Annotated in this window: 20 protein-coding genes and 1 pseudogene; 11 read left to right on the top strand and 10 right to left on the bottom strand. The window is 58.3% G+C overall.

Annotated features, from left to right (window positions below):
* Positions 1 to 5: 5 nt before the first annotated feature.
* The 5 genes from nifS to nifM all read left to right on the top strand — a co-directional run bounded on the left by nifS (position 6) and on the right by nifM (position 4,064).
* Complete coding sequence (nifS, locus tag JG725_RS03120) at positions 6 to 1,196, top strand: cysteine desulfurase NifS (protein WP_172287532.1); 1,191 nt, start codon at positions 6 to 8, stop codon at positions 1,194 to 1,196.
* A gap of 17 nt (positions 1,197 to 1,213) precedes the next feature.
* Positions 1,214 to 2,359, top strand: coding sequence for a homocitrate synthase (gene nifV, locus JG725_RS03115; protein WP_199376524.1), 1,146 nt, complete (start codon positions 1,214 to 1,216; stop codon positions 2,357 to 2,359).
* A gap of 73 nt (positions 2,360 to 2,432) precedes the next feature.
* On the top strand, positions 2,433 to 2,780 hold the full coding sequence (locus JG725_RS03110) for a nitrogenase-stabilizing/protective protein NifW (RefSeq protein WP_172287535.1): 348 nt from the start codon (positions 2,433 to 2,435) through the stop codon (positions 2,778 to 2,780).
* Positions 2,777 to 3,223, top strand: a complete 447-nt coding sequence (locus JG725_RS03105) for a nitrogen fixation protein NifZ (protein ID WP_199376522.1) — start codon at positions 2,777 to 2,779, stop codon at positions 3,221 to 3,223. The genes JG725_RS03110 and JG725_RS03105 overlap by 4 nt, the downstream gene beginning before the upstream one ends.
* Positions 3,210 to 4,064, top strand: coding sequence for a nitrogen fixation protein NifM (nifM, locus tag JG725_RS03100; protein ID WP_199376520.1), 855 nt, complete (start codon positions 3,210 to 3,212; stop codon positions 4,062 to 4,064). Before JG725_RS03105 ends, nifM begins: the two co-directional genes overlap by 14 nt.
* A 176-nt stretch (positions 4,065 to 4,240) precedes the next feature.
* Here nifM and JG725_RS03095 read toward each other — a convergent pair whose 3' ends face one another.
* The 8 genes from JG725_RS03095 to rsxA are packed head-to-tail and all read right to left on the bottom strand — an operon-like array spanning position 4,241 to position 9,966.
* The gene (locus JG725_RS03095) at positions 4,241 to 4,768 is read right to left on the bottom strand and encodes a flavodoxin (RefSeq protein WP_172287540.1); all 528 of its coding nucleotides are present in this window, start codon (positions 4,766 to 4,768) and stop codon (positions 4,241 to 4,243) included.
* A gap of 24 nt (positions 4,769 to 4,792) precedes the next feature.
* Positions 4,793 to 5,050: an RnfH family protein gene (locus JG725_RS03090; protein ID WP_172287541.1), complete on the bottom strand. Its 258-nt coding sequence runs from the start codon at positions 5,048 to 5,050 to the stop codon at positions 4,793 to 4,795.
* The gene (locus JG725_RS03085; protein ID WP_172287543.1) at positions 5,047 to 5,784 is read right to left on the bottom strand and encodes an electron transport complex subunit E; all 738 of its coding nucleotides are present in this window, start codon (positions 5,782 to 5,784) and stop codon (positions 5,047 to 5,049) included. Before JG725_RS03085 ends, JG725_RS03090 begins: the two co-directional genes overlap by 4 nt.
* On the bottom strand, positions 5,777 to 6,427 hold the full coding sequence (rsxG, locus tag JG725_RS03080) for an electron transport complex subunit RsxG (protein ID WP_172287544.1): 651 nt from the start codon (positions 6,425 to 6,427) through the stop codon (positions 5,777 to 5,779). Before rsxG ends, JG725_RS03085 begins: the two co-directional genes overlap by 8 nt.
* 1 nt (position 6,428) lies before the next feature.
* Positions 6,429 to 7,400, bottom strand: coding sequence for an RnfABCDGE type electron transport complex subunit D (locus tag JG725_RS03075; RefSeq protein ID WP_199376518.1), 972 nt, complete (start codon positions 7,398 to 7,400; stop codon positions 6,429 to 6,431).
* Positions 7,394 to 8,842 (bottom strand): electron transport complex subunit RsxC, encoded by a 1,449-nt coding sequence (gene rsxC / locus JG725_RS03070; protein WP_199376516.1) that lies wholly within the window; start codon positions 8,840 to 8,842, stop codon positions 7,394 to 7,396. The genes JG725_RS03075 and rsxC overlap by 7 nt, the downstream gene beginning before the upstream one ends.
* Positions 8,835 to 9,377, bottom strand: coding sequence for an RnfABCDGE type electron transport complex subunit B (locus JG725_RS03065; RefSeq protein WP_172287550.1), 543 nt, complete (start codon positions 9,375 to 9,377; stop codon positions 8,835 to 8,837). The genes rsxC and JG725_RS03065 overlap by 8 nt, the downstream gene beginning before the upstream one ends.
* A gap of 10 nt (positions 9,378 to 9,387) precedes the next feature.
* Positions 9,388 to 9,966, bottom strand: coding sequence for an electron transport complex subunit RsxA (gene rsxA / locus JG725_RS03060; RefSeq protein WP_199376514.1), 579 nt, complete (start codon positions 9,964 to 9,966; stop codon positions 9,388 to 9,390).
* A gap of 333 nt (positions 9,967 to 10,299) precedes the next feature.
* Between rsxA and nifL the strand changes: the two genes are divergently transcribed.
* The 6 genes and pseudogenes from nifL to JG725_RS03030 all read left to right on the top strand — a co-directional run bounded on the left by nifL (position 10,300) and on the right by JG725_RS03030 (position 16,119).
* Positions 10,300 to 11,778, top strand: a complete 1,479-nt coding sequence (nifL, locus tag JG725_RS03055; RefSeq protein WP_172287554.1) for a nitrogen fixation negative regulator NifL — start codon at positions 10,300 to 10,302, stop codon at positions 11,776 to 11,778.
* Between the two features lie 4 nt (positions 11,779 to 11,782).
* Positions 11,783 to 13,369: a nif-specific transcriptional activator NifA gene (gene nifA / locus JG725_RS03050; RefSeq protein WP_172287556.1), complete on the top strand. Its 1,587-nt coding sequence runs from the start codon at positions 11,783 to 11,785 to the stop codon at positions 13,367 to 13,369.
* A 157-nt stretch (positions 13,370 to 13,526) separates the two neighbouring features.
* On the top strand, positions 13,527 to 14,924 hold the full coding sequence (gene nifB, locus JG725_RS03045) for a nitrogenase cofactor biosynthesis protein NifB (protein ID WP_172287558.1): 1,398 nt from the start codon (positions 13,527 to 13,529) through the stop codon (positions 14,922 to 14,924).
* On the top strand, positions 14,921 to 15,448 hold the full coding sequence (locus JG725_RS03040) for a nitrogen fixation protein NifQ (RefSeq protein ID WP_199376512.1): 528 nt from the start codon (positions 14,921 to 14,923) through the stop codon (positions 15,446 to 15,448). Before nifB ends, JG725_RS03040 begins: the two co-directional genes overlap by 4 nt.
* Before the next feature lie 12 nt (positions 15,449 to 15,460).
* Positions 15,461 to 15,634, top strand: a pseudogene (locus JG725_RS03035) (ClbS/DfsB family four-helix bundle protein); the annotation flags it as partial.
* Between the two features lie 239 nt (positions 15,635 to 15,873).
* Entirely contained in the window at positions 15,874 to 16,119 is a 246-nt protein-coding gene (locus JG725_RS03030; RefSeq protein ID WP_199376510.1) for a hypothetical protein, read from the top strand.
* 7 nt (positions 16,120 to 16,126) lie between these two features.
* Here JG725_RS03030 and JG725_RS03025 read toward each other — a convergent pair whose 3' ends face one another.
* Both JG725_RS03025 and JG725_RS03020 read right to left on the bottom strand, forming a co-directional pair.
* Positions 16,127 to 16,933 carry a putative hydro-lyase gene (locus tag JG725_RS03025; protein WP_172287566.1) on the bottom strand — a complete coding sequence of 269 codons (807 nt, stop codon included), beginning with the start codon at positions 16,931 to 16,933 and terminating at the stop codon, positions 16,127 to 16,129.
* A gap of 124 nt (positions 16,934 to 17,057) precedes the next feature.
* Positions 17,058 to 18,293, bottom strand: coding sequence for an NRAMP family divalent metal transporter (locus JG725_RS03020; protein WP_172287568.1), 1,236 nt, complete (start codon positions 18,291 to 18,293; stop codon positions 17,058 to 17,060).
* Between the last annotated feature and the right edge of the window lie 189 nt (positions 18,294 to 18,482).

Below are 18,482 nucleotides of genomic sequence, written 5' to 3'. Positions count from 1 at the left end.
CGCATATGAAATCAATCTATCTGGATAACAACGCCACTACCCGTCTGGATCCGATGGTGCTGGAAGCCATGCTGCCGTTTTTGCAGGATCAGTACGGCAACCCGTCGTCGATTCATGACTTTGGCGAACCCTCCCGTCGCGCGCTGGCCAAAGCGCGCGAGCAGGTCGCCAGTTTTCTGGGCGCGCGCCACGACAGTGAAGTCATCTTCACCTCCTGCGCGACCGAAGCGACATCGACCGCCATTCTCTCCGCGGTGGAAGCCTTTCCCGCCCGGCGTGAAATCATCACCACGGCGGTGGAGCACCCGGCTACGCTGGAGGTCTGCGAACATTTGGAGCGGCAAGGCTATAAGATCCATCGGCTGGGGGTAAACGAACAGGGCGCGCTGGATTTGGATGTCTACCGCGCCTTATTGCATGACGGCGTCGCGCTGGTGAGCGTGATGTGGGCGAATAACGAAACCGGGGTGCTGTTTCCGGTCGAACAGATGGCGCAACTGGCCCACGAACAGGGCATTTTGTTTCACTGCGATGCCGTACAGGCGCTGGGGAAAGTACCGGTCTCGGTGGCGGATTCAGCCATTGATATGCTCTCATGTTCGGCGCATAAAATTCACGGACCGAAAGGCACCGGCTGCCTGTGGCTGCGGCGCGGCACGCGCTTTCGTCCGCTATTGCGCGGCGGACATCAGGAGCGCGGGCGGCGGGCGGGCACGGAAAATATTGCCGGTATCGTCGGTATGGGCATGGCGAGCGAACTGGCCGCCATCCACCTGCCGATGATGAACGCCAGCATCGCTCCGCTGCGCGACCAATTGGAAGCCGGGTTGCAGACCATCGCCGGCACCCGAGTGATGGGCGCCGGGCAGCCGCGCACGCCGAACACGCTCAATATCGCCTTTGAATTTATCGAGGGGGAGGCCATTTTGCTGATGCTGAATCAGGCAGGGATTGCGGCTTCCAGCGGCAGCGCCTGTACCTCCGGTTCGCTGGAACCTTCCCACGTCATGCGGGCGATGAGCATTCCCTATACCGCCGCGCACGGCAGCATCCGTTTTTCGCTATCGCGCTATACGCGCGAAAAAGAGATCGACTACGTACTCGAACAGATCCCGCCGGTGATCGACCGTTTACGTGCGCTGTCGCCTTACTGGCAGCAGGGGAAACCGGGTGAATTCGCGCCCGCCTGGGGTTAACCGGGGAGATTCCGCCGATGAAAACCATCGTCATTAATGACACCACGCTGCGTGATGGCGAGCAAAGTCCGGGCGTGGCCTTCAGCGCCAGTGAAAAATTGGCGATTGCCGAATCGCTGGCGCGGGCGGGCGTACCGGAGCTGGAGGTTGGCACGCCCGCGATGGGCGAAGAGGAGTGCGCACGCATTTATCAGATCCGTCAGGCGTTGCCGGATATCAGCCTGATGGCCTGGTGCCGGCTTAATGAACAGGATATTCAGCAGGCGGCGCGGCTGGGGGTGAACTGGGTCGATATTTCGCTGCCGGTGTCCGCCTGTTTACGGCAGTTCAAAGTCGGCCTGCCGTGGGCCGACATGCTGCGGCGGCTCAGCGACCTGATCCCGTTTGCCCTGTCGCAGGGGCTTAAGGTGTGCGTCGGCGGTGAAGACGCCTCACGCGCCAGTGAGGCGGATTTGGCGGCGGTGGCGCAGGTGGCGATCGTCGCCGGCGCCCGCCGGATGCGCTTTGCCGATACGCTGGGATTGCTCGATCCATTTTCGACCCTGCGCCAGATCCGGCAGCTACGGCGGTATTGGCCGGGCGAATTGGAGATCCATGCCCACAACGACTTTGGCATGGCGACGGCAAACACGCTGGCGGCGGTGCGCGCCGGCGCTACGCACGTCAGCACCACCGTTCTGGGATTGGGCGAGCGGGCGGGCAACGCCGCGCTGGAACAGGTGGTGCTGGGGTTGTCGCATACGCAGCTGGGCGACAGCCAGATTGATACCCGTCAACTGTCGGCCCTGTGCCGACAGGTCGCCGCCGCCGCCGGGGAAAATATTCCTTACCGGCAGCCGCTGGTAGGCGATCGGGTATTCACTCATGAATCGGGCGTACACGTGGCCGGTCTGTTGCAGGGCGTGGAGAGCTATCAGAGCATCCCGCCACAGTTGCTGGGGCGGGAACATCAACTGGTGTTGGGCAAACATTCCGGCCGGCGGGCGCTGGAAGCGGTGTTCGCACAGCTTGGGCTGCCGGTGAGCGCGCCGCAAATTCCGCTGCTTCAGCAGGCGCTGCGCGCGTTTGCGGAAACCGATAAACGCAGTCCCACCCGCGATGAGCTTTACCGTCTGTATTGGGGGATAAGCGACACACCGGCCACGGCGCTTAACGTTGTCTGAAGGCTGAGGACTCCCTGGAAAATAAGTCCGCATAAAAATGTGGCTAAGGGACAGGGTCTAAAGGGGGATAAGTATGGACTGGTTTGATGAACTGCCCGGCGTAAGCCAGTTAGAGAGCGCCGAGGATTTTCTGCGCTTTTTCGCCATTGCATTTGATGAACAGAGCGTGCGGGTTAAACATCTGCATATTCTGCATGCTTTCAACCTGCGGCTGCGGCGATATCAACCCGATGATGAGCCGGATCTCGCGCCGCAACAGCGTCAGCGATACCGGCTCGAACAGGTCCGATCGATGTTGCGGGAAAGCTATTGGCACGTTGTCGGCGGCGAACTGCGGGAGCGCTCGCCGCTGAAAGTGTATCAACGCACCGCCCGCTGTTTTATCCCCTGGCTGCTGTTGGATGAAGGAGAGCATAGATGAAACCCCGGTTTGAATTTGGCGAAGCGGTGCGGGTGATCCGTACCCTGCGCAATGACGGCACTTTTCCGGCGCTGGCGCGCGGCGAGCAACTGGTGCGGCGCGGGACGGTGGGCTATGTGCGGGAATGGGGCACGTTTTTGCAGGACAATATTATCTATCAGGTACATTTTCTGGATGACGATCGCATCGTGGGATGTCGCGAGCACGAACTGCTTCCCGCCTCGGCGCCGTGGGTCGATGGGGGTTTCCAATACGGCGATTGGGTCTCCGCCGCCATGATTCTGGCTACCGATCATCATATCCGGGTACAGGCCGGAGAGGTCGGCCAGGTTATGGGCGTTGAACGAGATAGACAACCGATGCAGTTTATCGTGCTGTTCGGCGGCACATTGTTACAGGTGCCGGAACACGCTTTGGAGGCCCTCGATCATGACAGCCTGTAAAACGGAAACCTTCTCCATGTGGCAACGCTATTGCCAACTCAAGTTATCCTTATCGCTTTATCACTGTCTGCCGTGGCAATTAACGTCAACGCAGCAGGCCGAATTTAGCCAACGGTTGGCGCATCAGTGGCGGCTGGAAAGCGCTATTCAGGCGCAGGCGAAACAGCAGGGTATACGGGCGGATGAGCAAAGCATCATTACCGCACAGTATGTGCTGCGCACTTTTTTCGATGATGAACCAGCCTGGCATGATGCATTGAGACGCGCGGGTATTAATGAAACCGGACTGCGACAGGCGCTGGCGCATGAGGCCACGTTAACCGCGATGCTTGAAACGGTCGCGGATCGGGCGCCGCCGGTCAGCGATAGCGAGATAGAGACAGGGTATCAGCAACATAGGTCTCGTTTTCAGCAGCCGGAGAAGCGGTTGGCGCACCATTTATTACTGGTGGTGGATGAAACGCTGGCTGATTCCGGCCGCGATAGCGTGGCGGACAGAATGGCGACGCTGCAACGGCGGTTACAGATAGATCCTCGCCGTTTCTCCCGGCTGGCGAAGCGTTTTTCCGAGTGCCCCACGGCGTTGGAAGGCGGTAAGTTGGGATGGGTTAAGCCGGGAATGCTGTACCCTGAACTGGACAGGGTCTTATTTTCACTGGAGGCGGATGCGCTTAGCCCGGTGGTGGAAAGCCCGATGGGTCTGCATATTCTCTGGTGCCAAGCGATTCAGCCCGCCGGAGAACTCCCCAAAACACAGGCGCTGGCGCAAATCCGCCAGCAGTGGCGGGAAACGCGCCGTCAGCAGTATCAGCGCCGGTGGCTGGCGGAGATTTTGCGTTAAATCGGGTTGGTTAAGCCCGCGCCTCCCCGCCTTCGCGATGAGGCATCATCCCGATAGCCGTTGACGGTTCCAGCGAGAGATCCCCGCCTACTGCTGCGGGGATGACGGGTAGAGGCGTATAACGGAGTGGCGGAGAGTGACGGCGATGGCAAGACTGTGAACACCGTTTCCTGCTATTAAATCGTCGCCAGAAGCTCGCTGACCCACTGCGTGACGCGTTCTTCCGTCAGATCCTGCTGATTATCCTGATCCAACACCAGCCCGACGAAGCTGCCGCTTTCCAACGCCGCGGAGTCGGTGAAGGTATAGCCTTCGGCCGGCCATGTGCCGATGATGTTGGCGCCGGCCTCGCTGACGATGTCGTACAGCTCGCCCAATGCGCTGACAAAGGCATCGGGATAGCTGACCTGATCGCCTAGTCCGAACAGGGCGACGGTTTTGCCGCTCAGATCGGCGTTTGCCAATTCATCGGCGAACTCCGCCCATGATTCGCTCATACATTCCGCATCCAGACCGGGAAGTTGCCCGTCGCCCAGCGTGGGGGTGCCCAGAATCAAGGTGTCGTAGGCCAGCAAATCGCTGAGTGAGGCGCGGTTGATATTCACCGGTTCAGCGGCCTGTTCGCCCAGCTTTTGCTTGATAAGCTTAGCCACCTTGCGGGTTTTACCGGTGTCAGTTCCGAAAAAAATGCCGATAGTGCTCATGGTTACAGTCTCCTAAGACAAAAATTACTCATCGTCGTCCGCCTGCGCGGCATTACGTTCAATCGGCAGATAGATTTCTACCCGATCGCCTTCGTGAATTTGGCTGTCGGCAGGACAAAGACGGCCATAAATCCCCATACGGTGAATGTCCGGATCCAGCGCGGGATACAGCGCCGGTAGCGGTGAGGCCAGAAAGGCCTGCCGCAACGTGACGGGCTCGGGCATCTCCATTTCGATGCAGCGGCTCTCGTCGCCGTTGGCGTGGGCAATGGTGAATTTCATCCGTGGCACCCTCCGCATCCGGCGCCGCAGCCGGAACCCGACGCCTCTTTCTTCAATACGTCGCGACCATAGCGCAATACTTTGACGCCGCGGATCGCCGCCAGCACCAATCCCATCACCACAAAACCGCCCGGCGGCAGTAACATCAGCAGGAAACCGTCATAGTTCGGCAGCAGGTGCATTTCCAGAAAATGGAACGCCGGCCCCAGCAACTGCTCGGCGCCGCTGAACAGCGTGCCGCTGCCGATGATTTCGCGGATCGCGCCCATTGAGGTCACTCCGAGGGTAAAACCGAGTCCTGTCGCCATGCCGTCCAACGTGGCAGCAAACGGCGGGTTATGGGCGGCAAAGGATTCCGCCCGGCCGAGCAGGGCGCAGTTCGCCACAATCAGCGGGATAAACAGCCCGAGGATTTTGTGCAGATCGTGCATCCAGGCGTTCATTGACAGATCAAGCAGCGTCACCAGGCTGGAAATGATCAGGATATAAACCGGGATCCGGATCTGATGCGGGGTGATATGCCGCAGCAGCGACACCAGCAGATTTGCCCCGGCCAGCACCGCGGTGGTCATCATCCCCATCCCGAAACCATTGGTCGCCGTGGTGGTCACGGCCATCAGCGGGCACAGGCCGAGGATCTGCACGTAGGTGATATTGTTGGTCCAAATCCCGCTGACCAGAATGTCCCGGTAGGCGGGACGCTCGGGCGGCGCGGTCGCGGTAATTTCACTCATGGGGTTTCTCCTCATTCAAGCCAAGCAACGCCGCGCGGTGACGTTGAAACAACAGCAGCGTTTGATGAACGCTTTTCACCACCGCGCGCGGGGTAATGGTGGCGCCGGTAAAGGCATCAAACTCGCCGCCGTCTTTTTTGACGCGCCACTGTTGCTCGGTGGTGTTTTGCAGCGATTTACCATTAAAACCCAGGATCCAGTCGCCGTGGCTCAGCTCGATTTTGTCTCCCAGTCCCGGCGTTTCGGTATGCGAGATGGTTCGCACGCCGGTAAGTTCGCCGTCGGCGTTAATGCCAATCAACAGGCTGATGACGCCGCTGTAGCCTCTTTCGGCGCCAAACATCACCACGCCGCTGGGTTGACCGCGCAGCGCGGCACGATAAATCCGTACCGATTGCCCCTCCAATGTCAGGGTAATTTCACTGTCGCTGAGCACATTATCGTGCAGCGCCGGCGGGAAAACGGCCGACAGCTGACGCTGGGTGTCTTCCTGATGACGCAGTTCAATTTCTTGATAGGTGGCCCACCACACGCCGCCGATCATCAGGCTGATCAACAGGGTAAAGGTGCCGAGCAATAAACTCAGGTTGATCGGGTGGCTGCGTGGCGGCCAGCGCAGCCCGTTGTAAGAGGCAGAAGCCATATCATTTCTCCTTCTGCGTTTGATAGCCGTAGGCGCGCGGACGGGTCCAGCTATCTATCAGCGGCGTAATGGCATTAACCAGCAGCACCGCGAAAGCGACGCCTTCGGGATAGTTGCCGAAGCTGCGGATAGCCCAGACCAGCAGTCCGGCCAGCGTGCCATAATACAGGCGGCCTCGCGGGCTGCCGGGGCCGGTCACCGGATCGGTGATAATGAAAACCACGCCCAGCATCAGCCCGCCGGTGGTCAGTTGCGCCATGGGCGGCAAAATCGTCTCCGGCGCGATAAGCCACTGCACTGTGCCGGGAAGCAGGCAGCCAACCAGCATGGCGACCGGCGCATGCCAACTGAACACCCGCTGCTGTAATAACCACAGTCCGCTTAGCGCCAGCAGCAAGGTGGAGGTTTCGCCAAAGCTGCCGTTATGGGTGCCGAGCAGGGCGTTCTCCCATGAAAAAGCGGCTTGAGCCTGTTCGCGGAAAGCGCCCAGCAGGGTGGCGCTGGTGGTGCCGTCGGTATGCAGGGAATACACCGCGCCGTGCCAGAATTCACTGGGAACGACCCAATGGGTCATTTGCACCGGAAAGGATATCAACACCACGACGCGCGCCAGCATGGCGGGATTAAACAGATTCTGGCCGAGTCCGCCATAGATATGCTTACCCAGCAGGATGGCCACGGCGGAACCGAATGCGCCCAGCCACAGCGGCGCATGAGGCGGCAGGCTGAGGGTAAACAGCAGAGCGGTCAGCAGCGCGCTGCCGTCAAACACATGGCCGAGCGCTACCGGGTTTATCCGCAGGCACAGCGCTTCGCACAGCAGGGCGGTGACAATGCTGGTGAACATCAGCATCAGCGCCGGGGCGCCAAACTGGATAATGCCCAGCAGCACCACCGGCAGCAGCGCCAGATTAACTTTATACATCAGGTTTTGGGTGCTAAGCCCTTGATGTACGTGAGGTGATGTCAGCATGCGGAACCCTCCATCGGCGCATCGGGTGTGGTAGCGCGGCGGCGCGATGGCTTGGCGGCTTTCGCCGCGGCTTTTTCCGCCGCTTCACGAGCCAGTCGTTCCTGTCGGCGCAGGCTGTTGGCGCTGGTGCGCTGTATTTTTTGCTCCTGACGTTGTTCCAGCCTGAGCTGCTGTTGTCCCCAGTCAAAAAACTGCGTTAGCGGCAGCACGGCGGGACACACCCATGAGCAGGAGCCGCACAGCAGACAACTGCTCAACCCCAGATCCCGGGCGTTATTCAAGGCATCCATTTTCAGCTCGGCCAGCATGGCCAGCGGGGGCAGTCCCATCGGACAGGCATCCACGCAGCGACCGCAGCGCAGGCAGGCGCTGGCGTGCGGCTGGGGAATTTCATCTTCTGTCAGCAGCAGCAGGCCGCTGGTGCCTTTGGTGATCGGCGCCATAAGATCGGTGGTGGCGCGGCCCATCATCGGCCCGCCTAGAATTATTCTGGCCGGCGTGCTTTTTAATCCGCCGCAGGCGGAGATGATGGCGTTTATCGGCGTGCCGATAGGCACCAGCAGATTGCCGGGTTGCTCAATCGCCCGTCCGCTGACGGTGATGACCCGGTGGGTCAACGGCTGACGAAAACGGATGGCATGAAAAATGGCGATGCAGGTGCCGACGTTCTGCACCAGCACCCCCATTTCAGGCGAGCGTTTGTTATGCGGGATTTGCCGGCCGGTCACCGCTTCAATCAACTGTTTGGCCGAACCCATCGGGTAGAGGGAAGGCAGGGCGACCACATCGATATCCGTTTCATCCTGACACAGCCGGTCAAGCCGCTGGATCGCCTCGCTTTTGTTATCTTCGATGCCGATGTAGACATGACGGGCTTTGGTCAGCTCCTGTAAATAACGGATACCGCCGATAAGAAATTCAGCCTGCTCCTGCATCATGCGTTCGTCGGCGGTAATGTAAGGCTCGCACTCGCCGCCATTGATGATCAGATAGTTGATTTTATGCCGCATCGCCAGCCGGATTTTATCCGCCGCCGGGAACATCGCGCCGCCCATGCCCACAATGCCCGCCTGCGCGATTAACGACAGCATCTGTTCGGCGGAAGGGGCCGGCGGGGTTTCCAGCCGTATGCTTTTCGCCGGGGAGGGTAAAACCCGTAGCCGGATATAACCGGACTCGCCGGGAACCACCTCGGTCACTATGCCGCTCGCCGGACTGTGCAACGGCGCCGACATACGGCCAAACGGCCGGGCCAGACGCTGGCCTGAGGTGACGGCGTCACCGACTTTCACTTCGGGAAGCGCCGGCGCTCCGGTATGCTGGCGCAGCGGCAGGGTCAGTTTATCCGGCATGGCGAGAGTCCGGATCGCCAGGTCGCGGGTTAACGATTTGTGGCTATAAGGACGGATGCCGCCGTGCGGCGTGGTGAGGGCTTTAAGCATAATCAGGCTCCTGCCGTAAAGGTAACCCCGGTTTGGCGATCGCGGGGGTAAGATGAGGATCGGCCTGGAGATCGATACAATTGTTGGGGCAGGCGGCGACGCAGGCGCCGCATCCGGTACAGTCCTCACTCAGCACGCCATGCAACTGCCGGGTGGCGCCGATGATGGCGTCAAAGGCACATTGTTTTAAGCAACGGCCGCAGCCGTCACAGGTTTGGGGTGCGATCACCGCCACTTTCGGCCCTTGCGTGCCGTCGTTATCCAGATTGACCCCCATTAATGCCGCGATGCGCTGGGCAACCCTGTTTCCGCCGGGCGAGCAGATCGTCACCGCGGCTTCGCCGCTGGCGATGGCAATCGCGGCCGGCCGGCAGCCGGGGTAGCCGCATTGCCCGCACTGTCCGCTCGGCAGTATCGCCACAATGCTCTCGACCATCGGATCGCTGTCTATTTTCAGGTAGATAGCGGCATAGCCCAGCAAGGCGCCGATCATCGCGGAGATTAACGGGATGACGAGTAAGGAAAGTAAAAGCATCGCCGTCTCCCTATGAGGACAAACCGGCAAAGCCGGTAAAGGCCAGCGCCAGAATGCTGGCGGTAATAAAGTTGAGCGGCGTGCCTTTAAATAGCAGCGGCGGCAATGCGCTGGCCTGCCGTTCGCGTAAACCGGCAAAGATAACCATCACCAGCGAATACCCCAGCGACGCGCTGAATCCAAACAGTACGCTGTGGGTGAAACTGAGTTGCTCCTGGAGGATCAACAGCGCCACTCCGAGCACGGCGCAGTTGGTGGTAATCAAGGGCAGAAAGATGCCCAGCGTGCGGTAGAGCGCCGGGCTGTACTTCGCAATCACCATTTCAATCAGTTGAACCAGCGACGCGATCACCAGAATAACCGACAACAGCCGCAGATAGCCCAGGTCGAGCGGCAGCAAGATCCAGGCGTCAACCATCCAGCTCAGTCCGGCTGCCAGGGTAATAACCGCGGTGGTGGCGATGGATATACCGATCGCGGCGTGAACCTGATTGGTGACGCCCATAAAGGAACAAAGCCCCAGGAAGCGCGCCAGTACAACATTATTGACCAGAATATTGGCCAACATGATTAACAGTATCTCTTTCATTTTTCCCCCAGACGTGATGATTGCCAAAGGAGTATTGCGAAAGCCATGCCAGCTTGCTCAGGTCAATAAATGTGCAATCAGGGTGCAAAAAGCTGCGCCAAAAGCGAGCAGAGGAAGGGAGGTTAACGATGTGATACAGCTCACAGACAACGAGAAATCGCTTATTCGGCTGAAAAACCCTTATCAGGATCAAGGTTTTTGCTGTTTTCTGTCAACGAGGAACAAATCTTGCACTTTCACTAGGGTTATTTCATGTCGTTCGATGTCTGTTCCGCAATCTGACAATTTGTCATGAAGCCGACAGAATCCGCAATGCAAACCGGAGGGGCCCGGATGAGTTCATCATTAATCTTGGATGATGTGCAACTGATTACATCATCTTTGGGGGGAAGGGGGCTGCATGCGGCAGTATTCCACACTGCGGTTGAGCAATCTTCAGTGGCGATTTCCATTACCGATCCGCAGGCCAACATTGTTTACGCCAACCCGGCCTTCGCCGAGCTGAGCGGCTATACGCTGCAAACCTTGATTGGCGCCAACCACAATCTGCTCTCCAGCCACCAGACGCCGGAATCGGTTTATCAGTCCCTGTGGCAAACGATCACCGGCGGCAATGCCTGGAGCGGCCAGCTTATCAACCGGCGGAAAGATTCCTCGCTTTATCTGGCGGAGATCACGATTTCGCCCATCGTCAACGCGCAGGGCGAAATCGAACATTATCTCGGTATGCACAAGGATATCAGCGAGCGCTATGCGCTGGCGCAGCGGGTACGTAACCAGATGACGCTGATATCCGCCGTACTGAATAATATTCCGGCGGCGGTAGTGGTGGTGGATAGTCAGCAAAAAATCGTGATGGATAATCTGGCTTATAAAACCCTTAGCGCCGACTGCGCGGGTCAGGAGCCGCTGGCGTTACTGGACGGTTTGAACCGTTGCGCGCCGGCCCCGTTGCTGCCGCTGACCATTCGCGGCGCGCAACGGTGGTTTTCGGTCAGCTGTTGGCCGCTGCACGCGGTTAATGAAGAAGCCAGCCTGTATTTCACCGACAGCGCGCCGCCACGGCAGTTGGTGGTGATTGTTGACTGCACCGAGCAACAGCGGCAGATGACTCAGGATCGCCGCACCCACCTCGAACGCCAGATTAGCGTCAATAAAATGATGGCGGCTATCCGGGAAACGCTGGACGCGGCGCTGATCCAACTCAGTTGCCCGTTGAATATGCTGTCCGCGGCGCTACGGCTGAATCCTGATGCCGATAATGTCGCCCTGCGCGCGGCCTGGAATGAAGGCAAAGAGGCGCTGGCGCGTCTGACGGCTTGCCGTCCCTCAATGGATCATGAATTAGCGGATAGCTGGCCGGTGGCGGGGATGTTGATGGATCTCGCGGAGCTTTATCAATATCGTCTGAACAAGGTGGGCAAATTGGTCTGGTCCTGTTCTTCGGAGGATTTAACGCTGCGCGGGCAGCGAACGCTGATCCTCACAGCGCTCAGCCTATGGCTCGATCGCTGTCTGACGCTGTCAGGAAAAGATGAGGCGGTGATTGAGATCCAAGCTCGGCAACAATGCCGCCATCTGTGTTTTTCCGTCTACGATAACCTGTCGCCATCGGCACTGCGCGCTCCGCATCCGATGGTGGAAATTCTGGCCACCGGACAGTGCATGGAATTGCGCCTGATTCAGATGATTATGTCGCAGTTGCACGGTACGGTCAGCATAGAGACGTTGTCATCGGGTAGTACTCGGATGACGCTCGCTCTGCCGCTCGACGGCTTATCCCTCACCGATACCGACGCTTTGGGAGGATGAAAAAATGGCTCATTTTCCGACCACGGAACGCGTTACCCGCCGCTTAGACCTGCAACAGCAGGTTGTCGCGTTGCATAAAATCAGCGTGGCGCTCAGCCATTCGCTGGATTTACCCCACACGCTGGAGGCAATGATTCAGGCGCTGCACGATCATGCGTTTATGCAATACGGCATGGTATGCCTGTTTGATAAAGATCGCTCGGCGCTGTTCATTGAGGCATTGCAGGGTGCAGATACGCAGATTATTAAAGGGGGACGAGGCATTCGCTATCGGGTTGGCGAAGGTATTTTAGGGTCGGTGATGAGCCAGCGCGCATCGCTGGTTTTACCCCGGGTATCGGACGATCCGCGCTTTCTGGATCGCCTCAACCTTTATGATTACGCCCTGCCTTTTATCTGTGTGCCCATCCCAGGGCCGGATGAGGTGCCATTGGGCGTGTTAGCCGCTCAGCCGATGGAACTGCACGAAGACCGTCTGCCTTCCAGCACCCGCTTTCTGGAAATGGTGGCCAACCTGATAGCGCAAACGGTTCGTTTGGTCAGCCACGCCACCGGGGAAAGCGAAGCGCTGCGAACCGAGCGCGACAGTCTGCGCAGAAAAGTTCAGCAACAGTATGGTTTTGACAACATCGTCGGCAAGAGTCTGCCGATGCGGCATATTTTCGACATGATGCGTCAGGTGTCCCGTTGGGACACCACGGTGTTGATCCGCGGCGAAAGCGGCACCGGTAAAGAGATGATCGCCAACGCCATTCACTACAACTCACCGCGCGCCGGCACGCCGTTTGTGAAGTTTAACTGCGCCGCCTTACCGGATTCACTGCTGGAAAGCGAACTGTTCGGACATGAGAAAGGGGCGTTTACCGGCGCGATTAAGCAGCGTAAAGGACGTTTCGAACTGGCGGATGGCGGAACGTTGTTTCTGGATGAAATTGGCGAGAGCAGCGCCTCCTTCCAGGCCAAGCTGTTACGCATTCTTCAGGAAGGGGAAATGGAGCGCGTCGGCGGCGACGAAACCCTGCATGTGGATGTGCGCATTATCGCCGCCACCAACCGCAATCTGGAAGATGAGGTGCGAGCCGGCAACTTCCGCGAAGATCTCTATTATCGTCTGAACGTGATGCCGATTTTTTTACCGCCGCTACGGGAACGGCTTGAGGATGTGCAGGATCTGGCGCAGTTTCTGCTGACGAAGCTGAGCAAGCGGCAAGGGCGGGAACTGCATATCAGCGACGGCGCGCTAAGGTTGCTGATGAACTACGACTGGCCCGGCAATGTACGCGAGCTGGAGAACTGTCTGGAGCGTGCGGCGGTGATGGCGGAAGACGGCCTGATCGATCGGGACGTCATTCTGTTCAACTACAAGGAGAACTCGCTGGCGCCGTTTAGCCGCGGTAAAACGAGCGATGCGCTCGCTAACGTCAGCGGCGAACCGAGCATTGAAAGCATACAGGACGAGCGGCAAAGATTGATCGCCGCGCTGGAGCGTACCGGTTGGGTGCAGGCCAAGGCGGCGCGTTTATTGGGGATGACGCCCCGGCAGGTGGCCTACCGTATTCAGATCATGAACATCAATATGCAGCGGATGTGACATGATGTCGCATTCAATACATTGTCTGACAATGTCAGTTATGAAGCAGGATGGCTACCAGATAACTATCTATTTATTAAAAAGTTTTTATTTTCCTTTTCCCGGCATGGCGTTTGCAAAAATAAGCTGAGGTTCGCTCATTACTGGGGTTATGCATATGGAAAACAACGCGTCATTTTCAGGCAAACGCGCATGCGGGCCGATGAACACGGCACATTTTACGCCGTTACAGGCGGATAAAGTTTCCCGTCATCCGTGCTATTCACCGCTGGCGCACCATCGCTATGCGCGTATGCATCTGGCCGTCGCGCCGGCCTGCAACCTGCAATGCAATTACTGCAACCGCAAGTATGATTGCAGTAACGAATCCCGGCCCGGCGTTGTCTCTGAGCTGCTGTCGCCGGAGCAGGCGATCGCCAAAGCCAGGTATGTGGCCTCGCAAATCCCGCAACTGTCGGTCATCGGTATTGCCGGCCCCGGCGATCCGCTGGCTAATCTGGCCCGTACTTTCAAAACGCTGGAAGGGCTACGCACGGAAATGCCGGACATCAAACTGTGCCTGTCGACCAACGGCCTGATGCTGCCCGATGTGGTCGATCGGCTGGTTGATCTCGGGGTCGATCACGTCACGGTGACGGTGAATGCGATCGATGCGGTGATAGCCGAAAAAATTTATGACGGCCTGTGGTATGAAGGAGACAAGCTGCACGGGCGTATTGCCGCCGACTTGCTGATAGAGCGTCAGGGGGAGGGCATTCGTCGGCTGGCCGAGCGCGGGATTATGGTTAAAGTGAATTCTGTGCTGATCCCGGAAATTAACGCGGCGCATCTCGGCGAAGTCAGTTTACAGGTTCGTCAGTGGGGCGCGGTGCTGCACAACGTGATGCCGCTGATTGCCAGACCGGAACACGGCACCAAGTTTGGTCTGGAAGGCGTACGCGAGCCCAGTGTGGAAGAGTTGGGTCAGGCCCGCAGTCACAGTGGACGCTATATGCCGCAGATGGCGCACTGCCAGCAGTGCCGCGCCGATGCCATCGGCATGTTGGGTGACGATCGCAGCCAGGAGTTTCCGCTGGCATCGTTGCCTGAGCAGCAGGAGCCTAAACTGACCACGCTATTTCGGCGGGCGAGCATTCAGGCCAGCATCGCGTCGCAAGGGGAGTCCGAGGAGCCAGACGCCTGTCTGGTGGCGGTGGCGACCGGGCAGGGCGACGTTATCGACCAGCATTTCGGTCATGTCGATCGCTTCCATATTTACAGCATTTCCCGTGCGGGCATCATTCCGTTGGGCGAGCGTTTCACGCAGCGTTACTGCAAGGGGCCGGCCGATTGCGAAGAGCAGGAGCCGGAAGATCGGTTGGAGCAGGTGATTGCCCTGCTGGCGGATGTCAAAGCCGTCTTCTGCGCCCGTATAGGTTTGGCGCCGTGGCAGCGTCTGGAGTCGGCAGGCATCGAACCTGACGTCAACGGCGCATGGCGGCCGGTGCGGGAAACGCTGGAACAGTGGCGCGCCCAGCGCATTCAACCGGAGGTCAGTCAGCAGGGGGTGGCATGACGATCGCAATTCAGACGCCTGAAGCATGGTTACGCCGTCTGGTCGACAATCATCTGCGCGGTCTGGCTCGTTTTCCGGCGCAAATGAATCTGGATGATGCCGCCTGGCACAGCCTGCTGTTACGGGTGGGATTATCAGACACCGCCCGTTCGCCGCATTTACGCCAGCAGGATGCGCTGCTGAGCCATTTACTGACGCCTCGTCGTCAGGAGTGTGAGCAACTGGCCTGCTGGCTTGAGCAATACATGACGCCAGACGCCGTCCCGATGCATGCGTTAATTGCCAGTGCATCGATGGGGTTTAATCATCTGTGGCAGGATCTGGGGCTGGCGTCGAGAGCGGAGTTGCGCGAGTTGATGACGGCCTGTTTTGAACCCCTGATCGGCATGAATGCAAAAAATATGCGCTGGAAAAAGTTTTTCTACCGCCAGGTTTGTCTGGCGCAGGAGGGCGAGTTGATCTGCCGTTCGCCCTCCTGCGAAAGCTGTAGCGAAATCGCGTTCTGCTTCGCACCGGAAGTCTGATGTGGCAACGTTCTGGTAAAAAACAAGACGGAACTGCTAGCGCTAATTGAAGCGCATTCTGATGAGCAACTCTATGGTCAACCCTGGTATGGCAAATGGACGCGCGGCAGGATGATCCAGTTTAACACCGCTTCACCCTATAAAAATGCAACGGGCCGGCTGCGTGACTGGGGGAAGAAAAAGTAGATTATGGTCACGCCGGCGATCGGTATTCTGCTTTATGGTGCGGCTTATCCATTACCCTGCGGTACGGCGTTTTTTCAGACAAAACCTTAAATATCCCTTGTCTTCGACTGTTCTATACTCAAAGTAAGTTATGAATCAGGCGTATGAATGGAGGGAAAACAATGATCAATATCAGCACATTTTCTTCAGTGCCATATAACCCTATAAACAACCACGAGTACGTACAAAGGATTGCCCGCGTGCAGCAGTTAGGCGGTCAGGCTAATCAGGAGGCCTCTTCCGGTACGACAGAGGATAATGAGGCCTCACAGTTGAAAGCTAAAATGCTGGAAGCGCAAATTGAAACGCTACAGCAACAGCTTTCCAGTCTACAGTCTCGGCGCGGTCAGCCGACCGGCTATGACAGCGGCGCCGATGTCATATCGCCGGTGGCCGATGGCATTAATCGCCCGACGGCGACGAATCAGGTCAACGTCTACGTATAAAGCGTTTCTAAACATGCCAGGTGCTGTCAGGCACATCGGTGATAAACATATGCCCGGGCGCATGGGTGATGGCAAAAGGCACGCCGGACGCCATCACCGCTGCCTGAGGGGTAACGCCACAGGCCCAGAACACCGGAAGTTCGCCGGGTTCGATGCGCACGGCATCGCCGAAGTCGGGGCGCGCCAGATCGGCAATGCCCAACTGCGCCGGTTCGCCAATATGTACCGGGGCGCCATGTACCGCCGGGAATCGACCCGATATGGTCGCGGTCTCCGCGATGCGATCGGCGGGGATGGGGCGCATGGACACCACCATCTCGCCGTGCAGGCGGCCTGCCGGCCGACACTGACGGTTGGTGCGGTACATCGGAACATTGCTGCCATCGGTAATATGGCGCACCTCTATTCCCGCTTCCTGTAGCGCCGTCTCGAAGGTAAAGCTACAGCCGATAAGAAACGTCACCAGATCCGGATATTCGGCCCACAGTGTGCTCACGTCACTCAATTCCTCCACCAACTTGCCGTCGCGCCACAGGCGATAGAGCGGAAAGTCGCGACGCAGATCCGCGCCTTCGGCCAACACCGTGGTGTGGCTGCCGGGATCGCTGACGTCCAGAATCGGGCAGGCCCGTGGATTGCGCTGAGCGTAAAGCAGAAAATCGTAGGCCCACTCGCGCGGCAGCGCGATCATATTGGCCTGCGTCATGCCGGGTGCGACCCCGGCCGTGGGGGCAATCAACCCGCCGCGATAACGGTCGCGCGCCGCGCGGGCGGCATCGACAGCCTGACGTTTTGCCTGTTCGAGTGCGTTCATAACACCTCCTGAGTCGTAAAGGGACGAAAGCGTAGGCCGAAATGTGCCTGACGCGCCACTTTCCACTGACCGAAACTTTTACCCCAATGGCTATTGTCGAGCGTTGCCATGAGGCGCCTTTGCCTCAATCCACGCTGAGGAAAGCGAAAATCGGGCCAATGGATTTGATCGCCATATACCAGGTCAGCAGACAGGTGACGGCCCCCAACAGCAACAGCCAGCGCGGATAGAAATAGCCTTTCATCAAATCGCTGCGCCGCCAGCCGACGTAAATAAACAGCGTCAGGCCGATGGGGAGGATTAGCCCGTTGAATCCCCCGGCGAAAACCAGCAGCGCCGCCGGCGGCGTACCCAGCAGCAGGTAGATCAGCAGGGATAGCGCAATAAAGATCACCGTGGCCTGATTGCGTCCGCGTTCGGTTATCTGCGGTTTGAACACTGTGATAAAGGAGATGGAGGTATAGGCGGCGCCGATCACGCTGGTAATACCGGCAGCCCACAGGATCAGCCCGAAAACACGTAGCCCGAACTCACCGGCGGCGGCCTGAAAGGCTTGTGCCGCCGGATTAGCGCCCTGACCTGAGGTATCGATAATCACGCCGCTGCTGACTACCCCAAGAATCGCCAGGAACAACACATAACGCATGACGCCAGTCACCATAATCCCGTGCAGCGCGGCTTTGGAAACCTCGTTGATGTGCTCCGCCCCGGTCGTGCCTTTATCCAGCAGACGGTGAGCGCCGGCATAGGTGATATAGCCGCCGACGGTGCCGCCGACAATAGTCGTAATGGTGGCGAAGTTGATGTGATCCGGCCAGACGGTCTGGCGAAGCGCTTCGCCCAACGGCGGATTGGAAGCATAGGCGACGAACAGCGTCAGGGCGATCATCAACAGCCCGAGCACGATCATGATGCGGTCAACGGCGACCCCGGCGCGGCGCGACAGAAAAATCCCGATAGCGATGACGGCGCTCAGCGCGCCTCCCCATTTGGGCGGCAGCCCGAGCATGGCATTCAGCCCGAGGCCGGCGCCGGCAATATTGCCGATGTTGAACACCAGCCCGCCGAAAATCACCAGCACCGCCAGCAAATAGCCACTGCCGGGCAGCGTCGCATTGGCGATATCCGAGGCGCGCATACCGGTCAATGTCACAATGCGCCAGACGTTTAACTGAACGACAAAGTCGATCAATATCGAGGCCAGAATACCGAATGCGAAAGCGGCGCCCATTGTGGCGGTAAAGGTAGCGGTCTGGGTAATAAAACCGGGGCCGATCGCCGAGGTGGCCATCAGAAATATCGCCGCGGTAAGTGAAGCGCGGCGTTTTTTGGCAAAATCACCGGTTGCCTTGGTTGGCATGGTATGAACTCCTGGCGGATTAATGTTTACGGATAAAAAGCAATAGTTGTGCCAGTGTCATACCTTTGAAGATAACCTATTGGTTATTAAAGATTGTTTTGTTGAGGCATGACGTTGATATGGTTGTCCTTATGAACCAGCATAGAACATGTAACGGCGAACGCGCACCGTATGGGTCTGGAAAGGGAG

The organism is Brenneria sp. L3-3C-1, assembly GCF_016456245.1.
Classification (GTDB): Bacteria; Pseudomonadota; Gammaproteobacteria; order Enterobacterales; family Enterobacteriaceae; genus Brenneria.
Note: the sequence above shows the minus strand (reverse complement) of the source record. Positions and strands in the feature narration are given on the sequence as shown.